The sequence below is a fragment of the Leucothrix mucor DSM 2157 genome (assembly GCF_000419525.1).
Taxonomy (GTDB): Bacteria; Pseudomonadota; Gammaproteobacteria; order Thiotrichales; family Thiotrichaceae; genus Leucothrix; species Leucothrix mucor.
Window position 1 is genome coordinate 3,725,077 of sequence record NZ_ATTE01000001.1, and the last position, 13,144, is coordinate 3,738,220.

Here is a 13,144-nt window from a genome sequence, read left to right on the forward strand (position 1 = left end):
ATACTATTTTCGTTTTTATTCATTTTGTGCTGTTTTTCTGGCAATCTAGCCTCCGTAGGCCAATATTTCATTCGTTTTAATAAAAAAACAGGCTATGCTGAGGCCCGCCTAACAGGAGGTAAACTATGCAACTTTCGATCCGCCAGCAACAAATAATGGCGAGCGCCAGAGAGACCGGACAAGTCACCGTCGACGGCTTAGCTCACTCATTTGATGTCACACCACAGACCATTCGCAAAGACCTCAATGTGCTGTGTGAGATGAAATTGTTGGTTCGCGCCCATGGCGGCGCACTGCTGGCCTCCGGTATCGAAAATGTTCATTACGAACAACGCCAAGTACTGGCCAGAGATGAAAAAACTGCAATTGGCCAACTCTGCGCTTCGCAAATTCCTGATAATAGTTCACTTTTTATCAATATCGGCACCACGACCGAAGCCGTTGCGCAAGCACTGCTGCACCATCGCAACCTGATGGTGGTCACGAATAATCTGAATGTGGCGAATATCCTGCTGCAAAATACCAGCTTCGAAATCATTATTGCCGGCGGCGTATTGCGCCATTCCGACCGGGGCATTACCGGTGAGGCGACAGTGGATTTCATCAAACAATTTAAGCTCGACTATGCGGTGATCGGCTCCTCGGCGCTGGATGAGGAAGGCGCGCTGCTGGACTTTGACTATCGCGAAGCGCGGGTCACGCAGGCGATTTTAAGCAATGCGCGGGAACGCTTTTTGGTGGTAGATAAGAGTAAGTTGGAACGCAATGCGCCGGTGCGGGTTGGGCATGTCTCACAACTAACGGATGTGTTTACCGATGAGCTGGTTTCGGAGCAATTTAGAGCAGTGTGTGAACAGCATAAGGTGGCGGTGCATGTGGTTGGAGCTGATGCATAACAGCTTGAATCCAAGTGATGGCGTTCGTTTCCAGTCTAACCGTGTTACTTTCAGCATCTATGATGACGAAGTAGTGGTCGTAGACTAACTGTGTACTTGTTAGCGGTATTAAAGCCGCCGTGATGTGAATTGACGGTTTTATAAAGCCAGCTCATTTTTGAGCTGGCTTTTTATTATCAGGACGTTATTAATCAGCTCAGCAGACCTTCTTCAAACGGGAACTTTGAAAGAATTTCAATGCCGCTCTCGGTGACCAAAACCTGCTCTTCAAGCTTCACACCTTCGTGTCTGTCTTGTTCACCAATATAGCTTTCAACACAAAGCGTCATACCCGGCAGGATTTCTCCGTCATAACCCGCATCCGTGTAATCTGAATGGTGATACAAGTATGGATACTCACCTGTCATTCCAACCCCATGCGAAGACAGGTAATAGCGGTTAGCATGATACTTTTCAGGAATATTCCAGGCCTTGTCGGAATACTCCTTAAAGGTCATACCCGGCCGGATAATATCGAGGTTATGCTGGACTTGTTCGTAAGCAACCTTATATAAGGTGCGCTGTTGCTCAGATGGCTTGCCGGGGCCCGAATGAAAGGTGCGGGAAAAATCGGAGTAATAACCATGACACCCCACGACATCGGTATCTAAAGCGATCAGTTCATTCTCGCCAATCACTTTACTGGCAGTTTCCTGAAACCAGGGATTAGTTCGAGCACCAGAACTAAGCAAACGGGTCTCACAGTAATCGCCGTTTTCGGCAATCACTGACTGATGCAAGACCGACCAAAGTTCATTCTCTGTCATCCCCGGTTGTATAGCCGCCCTGAGTCGACCTACCGCCCGTTCGGTCATGCGCAGCGAGGCTACAACACACTTCAACTCTTCACCCGACTTGATACTGCGAGCCATCTCTAAGGACTCCTGAGCATCACAAATATCGAGTCCCATTGTTGACATAGCGATTGCAGTGCCAGCATTCATTCGTTCCAGACCCACTCTGGCACCGGCACCCACCAGCTCAACAATTGTGGCGCTCATCTCTCTGGCCCACTGCACTTCCCGTTGCTTAATATCGGGACCTGCAGCAACAAAACTCGCGGTCATGGATGGACGTACTTCGTCGATGGTTTCAAAACCCTGACCGAGGTGTTCGCATCCTGTAAATTCATACAATATATTTTTGTGTGGGGTAACCAGCAGATAGCGTGAGGGGGTATTGCGGGCACAGAAGATCTGCATGTTCCGCGCGCCACAGGTATAACGAATATTGACCGGATCAGAAATGATCAGCGCATTGATATTACGTTTTTCCATTTCCGCCCGGACCCGACCAAGCCGGTACAGCCGTACCGCTTTAAGATCGATCCCCAAGCTTTCCGGTGCCTGATCCAGCAGTGTAAGACCTGCCAAATCTGCGCGCTCAGCGTGCCAATCCAGTGTTGTCATAATATAGTCCTTAACTTTTTATTGAGGCAGCAAAGCAGAAAGCTCTCGCTAATAACCTGATCCCATATACTCAGCAGTTATATTGGTGCTATGTTTACCTCTATAACTGCCAACACCCTGTAATATCACTGAAATCGAGTATATGGCGGGACTTTTTGACTGTACATCCGTTAAATTTTCATCATTACAGATAACATGAAGTTATGAAGGGCTTAAGACATCGCTTACCAACTCTGACTAGCCTCATGGCATTTGAAGCAGCTGGACGCACCCTGAATTTCACCCAAGCAGCCCAAGAGTTGCATGTTTCTCAAGCTGCGATCAGCAAACAGATCAAGTACCTTGAGGAGTATCTCTGCTTTAAACTATTTGAACGCCATGGCCGCAGGGTCAGCCTATCTTTGCGGGGCGAACAATTGCACCATAAAGTCAGAGCCTCATTTAACTATCTAGCGGATGCTGTAGACGAGCAGTTGGCAACAGATACCACTACCTCTATCACTGTTTCGGCAAACACCGCTATGTCCCATTACTGGCTGGGTAATGCGATCAATGATTTTTACCGGGCCCACAGCTCCCGAGCAATCCATATCCGGGTGATTACTTCTGACAAAACCAGAGACCTGTTCAGCGAAGCGGTCAATATTGCAATTGCCTACGATCCGGGTCCACGTATTAACTGGCAGATGAAGCCCCTATTTACAGAGGAGATGTTTCCTGTTGCCAGCTCGGAGTATCTACATAACCACCCCTTTACAGGTAATACCCCAACAGAACTGATGGACTACAAACTGCTGGATTTCGAACGTATAGAGCCGAACTGGATTAACTGGAAAATCTGGTTTGATGCACTGTCTGTCGATACTGATAATTTACAGATAAGCAGCCGGTTTAATAACTACATCATGCTGATTGATGCTGCCAAAAGGGGCCAGGGAATTACCCTAGGAACCAGATACCTGATTGACAGTAAACTACAGGAGGGCCAGCTGGTTCGGCTGTCTGATTTCAGTGTATTGTCAGGCCGCAGCTACTGGCTGGCGCTGAACGAAGCCAAACCTATAACTGAAGATACCCTGCTATTCTTTGAATGGCTGAAAAGCTATCAAACTTTGAAGTAACCCTTCACGGGATTGTATTTAGGCCGCCATTCCGGCTGGGTCTTTGACGGCGGAGGTGGCTATCTCTGTAATTGATGATTTTGAGCCGGCTTTTTAGTTTCAACCATTGCCAAGCAATAAGTGGACACATAGGCTATGTATAAGTAGTCAAAATGAACACTTAATTCATGAATCAAAAGTCAGCAATCACAGCATTAACCCATTGGGATCAGCAAGGTAGATTCGTATTCACCCTGAATGATCTCAGTAAATTGTTTCCTGATGACAAGCCAAAAACGCTCAAGGAAGGAGTGAATCGATTGGTCAAGAGTGGTCTACTAACACGTGCCAGCAAAGGTATTTACCTTTACGCACTGAGCAATCACAAAGGCAGCGACACCATCGAACATATCGCTAAAGCTCTACGTCGTGGAGAATATAATTATGTCAGTCTTGAGTCAGCACTGTCTGAGTATGGTGTAATTTCTCAAATCCCAATTGACCACCTAACCGTAATGACTACAGGTAGAAAGGGAGTCTTCAAAACACCTTACGGGACCATTGAGTTCATACATACAAAACGTACTGTCAGCGACATACTGGAAAATATTCTGGATGTTGGTCGCCCTTTGCGCTTTGCCAAGGCCAGCACTGCTTGGAGAGACTTAAAACGTGTTGGTAGGAATTTGCAATTGGTTAATGAGAAGGCACTCTGTCATGATTGAACAAGCGGACTTTTCAAGGGATACCTGCCTAAGACTTTATTTATGCGGCTGGGTTATTTGAAATCTGAAGGGCTTTATTCGCTGCGGGATGGTTGGATCGCGCTTCACCATCTTAAGTGAAACGCCCTGTGCGGTCCCGCATGCATGGTGCTGGGGGAGAGGGCTAGTTAGACGCCAGTCCTTACCCGATTATAGCCTTTACTGCGCGAAGTATCTCTATACTACTCCCCACTTCTTACTAAACTCTAAAAAATTTTCAATAAAATCACGATCTAAGTCTTTGGAAGAAAAATTAAAACCACCTTTTCCGCTTACTTCAACAACCACGTCATGACTATTTGGCCTTCCTAATAAAATAGAAAACTTGTTCAATGTATAGCTACCACGGTCAAACAAATCATTCACATTGTTAAGAATATTTCTATCACCTTTAATGTTCATCCTAGTGCTGGCATTTTTCACTATATCAAATGAAATTAAATCCACCTCCTTAATATAGGATCCGTCGTACTTGTCTAACAAAAAATTCAAAAAACCAAATGTATTTATTTTAAAATCGAAAAATTTCAATTTATTACTAAAAGACTCCAACAAGTCTCTTTTGAAATACCTTAGGGTCTTGCTAGGCTCATACAGCTCTAAAAATTCTCTATGAATAACAAACTCATTCTCAATATATTGCTCAACTGATTTTTGAAGAACATCACCAAAAGGGCTTGTAACCTCTTCAACTGTATCAATTTTGCAAACATGCCTTCCTTTTATTTTAAACTCATCAACCTTAGTTAAAAAAAACCCAGCAGGATTATCCTGCGTGTATCTATTAACAAGCATACTGTTTGCTATAGACCTTAAGTCTAAATCGGAATTTATTTCAAATAATAAAACTCTTTTCTTCATAACATATTAGTTAATTGATTCATAAATTTTTAATGCTGTTCTGTAAATATTATCTGACAACTCATCAACTTCTGACTTGCTTAGTTTTCCATAAGTTGAATTCAATTTCCCATTACTATATCTTTGAACTTGCTTTACTAGATAACGAAACCCCTTACTATTTTCAGTATCATCAAATTGAGCCTCGACACTATAACAGTCTGCCACCTCTGAAGTAACTCCAGGCTTAACCTCCCTTATTTTCCAGGATATCTTATAAATATAATACTCACTCCCTGGCAAACTCTGGTAAATATTAGAATCAAGTACTGCACGCCCTTTTAATACAGCATTTCTAACCAATCCAGTTATAGTATCTGTAGCTGTTTTGCTTGCTTCATCAGAGGAGCTTTTAACAGAAGTGCTTACAACATCAAAAACATCATAAGAGGGGATTTCACGGATTAATCTTGTGAAGAATAGTGTTCTAGATTCACAACTCTTATAGCTAAAATCTATTATTTTTGGAGTAATTTTTTTATTCAAATATTTAGAAACTTGAGAAATTATTTCATTTTTTACTCTTTTCCCCATTTCAGTTGCAGGAAAAACAATATTGGCAGAATCATCATCAACTCTTATTTCCACAACTTCTTTCTTGGTGCTTTTTTGTCTCATCGGAGGCTTTGTAAAATCTACATCTACATAATTGACCTCAACACTTAGTCGCTTTTTTGATTCGACAGTAAGCTTAAGCTGAACATCATCAATCTTTAATGAATCATTTACCTTATCTATCGTATTTTTAAGAGTAGAAATAGATATTCTTTCATTTACAACCTCGTTTGATATATTATCCTTCCTATCAGGATTCTCAAGAATACTTGATAGTTGGCTGTAATCAAAATAGTCAAAACGTATAGTTTTCAATACTTCCAACAACTCAGCTTTAGTACTTTGATTTGAAACAATAAAACCTCTAGAACTAAGAAATGATACCAGATCAGAAACCTTTACACGCCTTGCGAGAAGACCATCATGAATATTTTTATCATTCATATAGTATAACTTTCGACCAAAAGAGCTGTACTCACTACTCATGATAACAACCCTATTTCTTCTGATGAAAACTGTGGCTTAACTTCAGAAATCGTTCCCTTAACAAGAGATTCAGAAATACTGGAAATTAATTCATCATCATAACCAAGCTGAGTAAAATATTTTTTTATTGCACTTTTTAAATTAATTGCTGCATATTGGTTTTTTTTAGTAAACCTTATTCTTACTTCATTCTTATTATTTATAATCTGATAATATGAAATAGCATCTAATAAATATATAAATTCATCCTCCTCAGCTCCATCTCTTGTATAATATATTAAATAACCTGAACCACACTTTTTAGACTCAGAATGTTTCACTATTATCCAAGGAGATACAAGAACCTGCACTGTTGCAGGGTAACCCTTCACGGGGTTGCATTTAGGCCACAATTCGTTATGATTAAACAATGAACAAACTAACTGAGGCGCTTTTCAATCACCAACTGCCCGCGGATCTGGCGGCGTCGCAGCGTCTCAATCGTCAGTTATTGGATTTAGTGACCCAACTGGAACAGCGTGTCGCTGAGCTGGAAGACATCGCAGGCAGCGGGAGTTCTTCCAGAAACTCCTCCAGACCACCGTCCCAGGATTCACCGGAACAACGGGCTAAGCGCGAGAAGAAGCCTAAGAGTCCTCGCAAGCAAGGAGCCCAGCCGGGTCATCAGGGTCATCAACGCGTTCGGGTAGAGCTGTCTGCGACGGATGAGCAAGTTCATTACTACCCAGGCACTCAATGCACCTGTGGTGCGGTGTGTGATGTCGCTCAGGAGCCTTATCAGCGACATCAGGTCTTTGACCTGCCTGAGGTTCGCAGTCAAGTCACTGAACATTGTCTTTATGAGGCAATCTGTCCGGGTTGCCGCAAGCGTCAGGTGGCTCGCTTGCCAGACACGGTTCCCTGTGGGCAAATGGGGCCGGGACTGGTCAGCTGGATTACGCTGATGAATGGCGCTTATGCCTTATCGGTGTCAAACATTCAACGCTTACTGAAAGATCACTGGCAACTCGCCTTCAGTACCGGTGCCGTGAGCCAGGCCACCCGCTCGGTCACGGGATGGTTGCTGCCGCTGTATCAGCAAGTGGGTCAGGCGGTACGGAATTTACCCGTTGCTCATGCGGATGAAACCAGTCATTACCGCAATAATGAGCAGCGTTGGCTTTGGGTGCTGTGTTCCTCGCAAGTCGTCTACTTTCTAACGCATCATTCTCGGGGTAAAGGTGCCGCGAAGGGTTTACTGGATAATTTTGAGGGTATACTGGTCACTGACCAACATGGCGGCTACAACGATTATCCGGTCGAAAAGCGCCAGCTTTGCTGGGCGCATATTATCCGTAAGTTTCGGAAAATATCAGAACGTGTGGGACGGGCCGGGGTGCTGGGGAAACAACTCTGGCGATTATCCCGCTTGATTGTACACTGTCGTAATCGTTGGCGATCGGGCGGCTATTCTGATGCTGGCTACCACACACGAATGCGACGATTCAAACAGGCGATCCATACGCTACTGTGCCTGGGGTGTGAGACCGCGCCCGCTGACCCGTTAAAAAAAGCCAGCAAAACAGCCAATCAGTGCAAACGACTGCTGGCGGATGAATCGATGCTCTGGACGTTTTTGCAGGATCGCGCGATTCCCATGACCAACAATGAAGCAGAACGTGCGATACGTCCTTATGTGATCTGGCGTAAAACCAGTTTCTTCAGTCAGTCTGCCAGAGGAGATCAGTTCCGTCCGGTGATTCTGACTCTGACTGAAACCTGTAAGCGGTTGGGCTTAGGCGTTTATGGACTATTGAGAAAAGTCTGTGAACAAGGCCTGTGTGGTGAGGCTATTACCGTACGGCTACCCTTAGGTCAGCACGCTATATCAGCGTAAGCCCCCCGTGAAGGGTTACGTTGCAGGCTCATCATAGTCGTTATCAAAATGATTTTTAGTCATCATTTCATTTGGATGATAAAAGCAATACTTATCCGATGATGGAAGCTCTCCTCTTGAACTCATTACTTGAATATCATTTGCGATACTCATTAGTTCAGTTATTTTATAAGGACTTAGTACAACTATCGATCCCTCTTGATCCAAATGATTTGCATCTTTATCAAGATTTAGCATTATATCGTCAAAGTCACCATTATAAGTTCCACAGTGATTATATACAAACAGCATACCAATAACGTTATAGACACCTTCAGGCTTAAATAAATTGCTCCAATTAGGATTAATAGAAGCGCAGTTTACTGCATATGAAAGTGACTTTACAGCTGAGTGAATTTTATCCCTACTAATTGAACCTTTGGCATAACTCTTCAGATCTGTATTAATATAAATCATTTTATTGCTATATGGGTCTCTATAGAAAAAAACACAATCTGAAGGATGGTCAACCTTACCTCCATGGTCTTCTGGGACAACACACTTCCAACTATGGTCTTCAACTGCCTTCATTTCCCACTTGAAGACATCAAATAACTCACTAGAAACCTTAGCAGCCATTTCTGCTATCTGTTTTGTCTCACTCATTAAATATCCTTTTAAGGTATAGACTCTGCATATGTATTATTGCCCCATCCACATAACATGCTAAGCACTACAGGCCCATGCTATCGAATAGTGTAAAAAACTAAAGAAAGCTTTAATAAAAAATCCTAATATTAATAACTGAATACATAATGCTTGATTATCAGTCAAAAAATGAATTATTTCAATAGAAACAACAATGGCAAGCCTTATTTAAACAAGATCAAGTAAGAAGAATAACAAGCGATTACCTTAAAGATAACCATTTATAAAACCCCATCGTATATTTTTGCCGCTCAACACCTATCTAAACCCTTTCCTACTCAAACCAAAAAGCCCGCGCCACAACTCAATGCAACGCGGGCTTTTTACAGCAAATAACAGCGATTAAACTAGATCAAACCGATCCGCATTCATCACCTTAGTCCATGCGGCAACGAAGTCATTTACAAACTTCTCCTGACTGTCATCCTGCGCATACACCTCAGCATAAGCTCTCAAAATCGAGTTAGAGCCAAACACCAAATCAACGCGTGTTGCCGTGAACTTAGTCTCGCCCGATTTACGATCAACAATGTCGTAGCCGTTCTTACTGGTTGGCTTCCATGAGTAGCCCATATCCGTCAGATTCACAAAGAAATCATTGGTCAATGCGCCTTCGCGATCGGTAAATACACCGTGCTTAGTGCCGCCGTGGTTAGTCCCGATCACGCGCATTCCGCCGACCAATACTGTCATTTCTGCAGCAGTCAGGCCCAGCAATTGCGTGCGATCCAACAACAACTCTTCAGGCATCACAACGTAGTCTTGCTTCAACCAGTTACGGAAGCCATCACTCACCGGCTCCAGCACGTCGAATGCCTCTTCATCAGTCATTTCGCTAGTGGCATCGCCACGGCCCGGTGCGAATGGAACGGTAATATTCATACCTGCCGCTTTGGCTGCTTGCTCAATACCAACGCTACCGGCCAGTACAATCACATCGGCAACACTTGCGCCGGTTTCAGCCGCGATCGGCTCCAGTACAGACAATACTTTGGCCAAGGTTTCTGGCTCATTGCCTTCCCAATCTTTCTGAGGGGCTAAGCGAATGCGTGCACCGTTGGCACCACCGCGCATATCTGAGCCACGGTAAGTTCTGGCGCTATCCCAAGCGGTTGTCACCATTTCACTCACGCTCAGGCCGCTGGCTGCGATTTTCGCTTTTACCGTGCCCACATCGTAAGCCGTGCTTCCAGCAGGAACTGGGTCTTGCCAGATCAAATCTTCCTGTGGTGCATCCGGGCCAATGTAGCGAACCTTTGGTCCCATATCGCGGTGAGTCAGCTTGAACCAAGCGCGTGCAAATACTTCGGAGAAATAGGCTTGGTCAGCGTGGAAGCGCTCAGAAATCTTACGATATTCCGGGTCCATCTTCATCGCCATATCCGCATCCGTCATAATAGGATTGTGACGGATGGAAGGGTCTTCCACATCAACTGGCTTCTTCTCTTCAGGCAAGTTAATTGGCTCATACTGCCATGCACCGGCTGGGCTCTTTTTCAGTTCCCACTCGTAGTTCATCAGCAGGTCAAAGTAGCCGCCATCCCATTTCGTTGGGTTAGACGTCCACGCACCTTCAATTCCACTGGAAACCGTATCGCGACCAATGCCACGCTTGGTTTTGTTCATCCAACCAAAACCCTGATCTTCGATCTCAGCGCCTTCAGGAGACTCGCCCAGTAAGTTCGCATCACCATTACCGTGACATTTACCGACGGTGTGACCACCGGCTGCCAATGCAACGGTTTCCTCGTCATTCATCGCCATGCGCTCAAACGTCACGCGGATGTCATGTGCGGTTTTTAGCGGGTCAGGATTGCCATCGACCCCTTCTGGGTTTACGTAGATCAAGCCCATCATTACCGCAGCAAGTGGGTTTTCCAGATCGCGTTCGCCGGAATAACGGCTGCCTTCGCTGCCAGAGGGTGCTAGCCATTCTTTCTCAGCGCCCCAGTAAGTGTCTTTCTCTGGGTGCCAAATATCTTCACGACCAAACGCGAAACCGTAGGTCTTCAGGCCCATGGATTCATAGGCAATGGTTCCGGCATAGGCGATTAAATCGGCCCAGCTAACTTTGTTGCCGTACTTCTTTTTGATAGGCCAAAGCAGACGACGTGCCTTATCCAAGTTGACGTTATCGGGCCATGAATTCAGAGGCGCAAAACGCTGATTACCGGTTGCCGCGCCACCGCGACCATCGGCGATACGGTAGGAACCTGCCGCGTGCCAAGTCATACGAATCATTAAGCCACCGTAGTGACCCCAGTCCGCTGGCCACCATTCCTGGCTGTCAGTCATTAGGGCGTGTAAGTCTTTTTTGAGTGCCTCGACGTCGAGGTCTTTTAGGGCTTCGCGGTAGTTAAAATCCGCGCCTAGGGGATTAGTTTTGGAATCGTGCTGGTGCAAAATATCGAGATTTAGGGCCTTGGGCCACCATGCCATTACTGATTGGCTTTCTTCTGTTGCACCGCCGTGCATTACTGGGCATTTACCTGCAGACATTTCTATTCTCCTCTTTATTAGCTCTGGTTATATTAGATCGTAGTCAGTGGGACTTGGGTACTTACTATCTCGTTATTTTAGTTATCTGTAAAATAGATTATTCAGGATATATCATTCGCTTTTTATGATCGATACTTTTATTAAGTGGTTATTTTAAAGAATATGTCTTAATTCTATCGACCACCATCAATATATTCATTACCAAAATGAACGCTAGCTGAATGAAATCTTAATTTATCTATGCTATGGTTAATAAAAATAACCCCGAGAGACGGCGACTAGCCCCCAAAGTCTCCACCTAAAACACCGTTCCTTTGCCCGAGGATGGTGTAAAAAAGTGTAGCGCCTTGCCCAGGCGTCTACCAGAGTGTCGAGAATATCCAGCTTCCCCCGAAGCCCGGTCTCAAGCACTACTAAGCCATCGCAGGGACGCGATGGCTTTTCTTTGGGCGCAAATGCGTATCGCTTAAAATAACCTTATTGACTTTTAAATCCTCATCTTACCTTGATGTCCCAAGTCCTAGGACTTAGGACAAAATTCATCACGCCAATAACTTCTCCTCAAACGGATACCGTGTCAGATTCTCAAAGCCAGTTTCAGTCACAATCACCTGATCTTCCAGCTTAACGCCCTGCTTGCCACCCACTGCGCCAATATACGCCTCAACACACAGCGCCATTCCCGGCTCCAGCACTCCATCATAGCCATAGCTTTCCACATCTTCAGGATAGCGAATGCAGGGATATTCATCGCACAAACCAACCCCGTGCATCATTACCCCGTAGCGTTGCTCACAAAATTCTTCAGGTAAGCGCAAGCCAGTTTCGCTTAATTCACGGAAGCTGAGGCCGGGTTTTAGCAAGTTCATATTGTATTGAATGTGCTCATACGCGGTACGGTACAGGTGGCGCTGCTCTTCGCTAGGGTCAGCATCGCCAATCACCCAGGTTCGGGATAAGTCAGCGCAGATGCCATAAGGGCCAACCAGATCGGTATCCAACGCCAGCAGCTCGCCATGTTTCACAACGCGCGGGCCAGATTCCTGAAACCATGGGTTAGTTCGCGGACCTGAGCACATAATTCGGCACTCAATCCACTCGCCGCCGCGACGGATATTCTCAGCATGTAAGATCAACCAGATATCATTTTCTGTCACGCCAGCGACTGAGGCTTTCTGCATTTGCGCCATGGCAATTTCAGTGGAGGCAATCGAACAGCGCATGGCATTGACTTCATCCGCGCCTTTGATCACGCGGGCGTGCTCCATAACGGCTTGGCCATCGCACACATCCATGCCTAATTTATCCAGCTCGCGCAGTCCGTCGATTTCGATTTTATCAATGGCAATGCGCTTGTTGCTGCCGGCGTGTTCTGCGACTAACGCCTGAACTTCACTGGCAAATCGCTTGGCATGAGCCTGCGTGTGTTCGCCGGTTTCAAAGTAGAAAAAACTCGCGCCGTGGCGTAACTCTTTGACTAATGGCAAGTGTGCCGATAAGTGATCACCACCGTGAAAATCCCACAACACCATATGCCCGCTGGCTGCCACAAAACAGGCGCGGGCATGGTTATGCATAATCCAGACCTGCATATTAGTGGTGTCGGTGGCATAGCGAATATTGAGCGGGTCGAACAACAACACGCCCGCCAAATCACGCTTTTGCAACTCATCGACAATGCGCTGCAAACGGTATTCACGCATACGCGGCAGGTTTGGCGCGGTTAGGCCAAGCGCCTCCCACTCCTGAAAGGCCAACGCGGTCGGGCCGATCTCGACGCGATCATTATCGTTAAGTGATCCGTCGGGCTTAAACTGACTAGCGCGGCGACGGCTTGGATCTATTTTGCGATTCGAACTTAGCATGGCAACCCTCCAGATAATTGAGCCGATTGTAGCGACAAGTTTGACGGCCCGATTGCAAATAAAATGAG

The 13,144-nt window shown here is 45.5% G+C and carries 11 protein-coding genes; 4 read left to right on the top strand and 7 right to left on the bottom strand.

Annotated features, from left to right (window positions below; translation table 11 throughout):
• The first annotated feature begins 125 nt into the window (after positions 1 to 125).
• Positions 126 to 896: a DeoR/GlpR family DNA-binding transcription regulator gene (locus LEUMU_RS0117080; protein ID WP_022953520.1), complete on the top strand. Its 771-nt coding sequence runs from the start codon at positions 126 to 128 to the stop codon at positions 894 to 896.
• 191 nt (positions 897 to 1,087) lie between these two features.
• Here the strand turns inward: LEUMU_RS0117080 and LEUMU_RS0117090 are convergent, their stop codons facing one another.
• Positions 1,088 to 2,344, bottom strand: a complete 1,257-nt coding sequence (locus LEUMU_RS0117090) for a M24 family metallopeptidase (protein ID WP_022953522.1) — start codon at positions 2,342 to 2,344, stop codon at positions 1,088 to 1,090.
• Positions 2,345 to 2,589: 245 nt separating this feature from the next.
• Here LEUMU_RS0117090 and LEUMU_RS0117095 point away from each other — a divergent pair, with 245 nt between their 5' ends.
• Positions 2,590 to 3,465 carry a LysR substrate-binding domain-containing protein gene (locus LEUMU_RS0117095; RefSeq protein WP_211223036.1) on the top strand — a complete coding sequence of 292 codons (876 nt, stop codon included), beginning with the start codon at positions 2,590 to 2,592 and terminating at the stop codon, positions 3,463 to 3,465.
• Between the two features lie 167 nt (positions 3,466 to 3,632).
• Positions 3,633 to 4,169: a type IV toxin-antitoxin system AbiEi family antitoxin gene (abiEi, locus tag LEUMU_RS0117100; RefSeq protein WP_022953524.1), complete on the top strand. Its 537-nt coding sequence runs from the start codon at positions 3,633 to 3,635 to the stop codon at positions 4,167 to 4,169.
• A gap of 216 nt (positions 4,170 to 4,385) precedes the next feature.
• On the opposite strand, the gene LEUMU_RS0117105 is transcribed toward abiEi, so the two are convergent.
• Genes LEUMU_RS0117105 through LEUMU_RS0117115 form a run of 3 tightly spaced genes read right to left on the bottom strand, consistent with a single transcriptional unit; the run spans position 4,386 to position 6,520 of the window.
• A complete protein-coding gene (locus LEUMU_RS0117105; RefSeq protein ID WP_022953525.1) occupies positions 4,386 to 5,069 on the bottom strand; it encodes a hypothetical protein in 684 nt (227 codons plus the stop codon).
• A gap of 6 nt (positions 5,070 to 5,075) precedes the next feature.
• On the bottom strand, positions 5,076 to 6,149 hold the full coding sequence (locus LEUMU_RS0117110) for a hypothetical protein (protein ID WP_022953526.1): 1,074 nt from the start codon (positions 6,147 to 6,149) through the stop codon (positions 5,076 to 5,078).
• On the bottom strand, positions 6,146 to 6,520 hold the full coding sequence (locus LEUMU_RS0117115; RefSeq protein ID WP_022953527.1) for a hypothetical protein: 375 nt from the start codon (positions 6,518 to 6,520) through the stop codon (positions 6,146 to 6,148). Before LEUMU_RS0117115 ends, LEUMU_RS0117110 begins: the two co-directional genes overlap by 4 nt.
• A gap of 38 nt (positions 6,521 to 6,558) precedes the next feature.
• Here LEUMU_RS0117115 and tnpC point away from each other — a divergent pair, with 38 nt between their 5' ends.
• On the top strand, positions 6,559 to 8,025 hold the full coding sequence (gene tnpC, locus LEUMU_RS26580; protein ID WP_022950222.1) for an IS66 family transposase: 1,467 nt from the start codon (positions 6,559 to 6,561) through the stop codon (positions 8,023 to 8,025).
• 15 nt (positions 8,026 to 8,040) lie between these two features.
• Here the strand turns inward: tnpC and LEUMU_RS26585 are convergent, their stop codons facing one another.
• The 3 genes from LEUMU_RS26585 to dddP form a co-directional block, all read right to left on the bottom strand.
• Positions 8,041 to 8,670: a PD-(D/E)XK nuclease domain-containing protein gene (locus LEUMU_RS26585; protein ID WP_022953528.1), complete on the bottom strand. Its 630-nt coding sequence runs from the start codon at positions 8,668 to 8,670 to the stop codon at positions 8,041 to 8,043.
• A 384-nt stretch (positions 8,671 to 9,054) separates the two neighbouring features.
• On the bottom strand, positions 9,055 to 11,211 hold the full coding sequence (gene katG, locus LEUMU_RS0117130) for a catalase/peroxidase HPI (protein WP_022953529.1): 2,157 nt from the start codon (positions 11,209 to 11,211) through the stop codon (positions 9,055 to 9,057).
• 542 nt (positions 11,212 to 11,753) lie between these two features.
• Positions 11,754 to 13,076: a dimethylsulfonioproprionate lyase DddP gene (gene dddP / locus LEUMU_RS0117135; protein WP_022953530.1), complete on the bottom strand. Its 1,323-nt coding sequence runs from the start codon at positions 13,074 to 13,076 to the stop codon at positions 11,754 to 11,756.
• Positions 13,077 to 13,144: the final 68 nt, after the last annotated feature.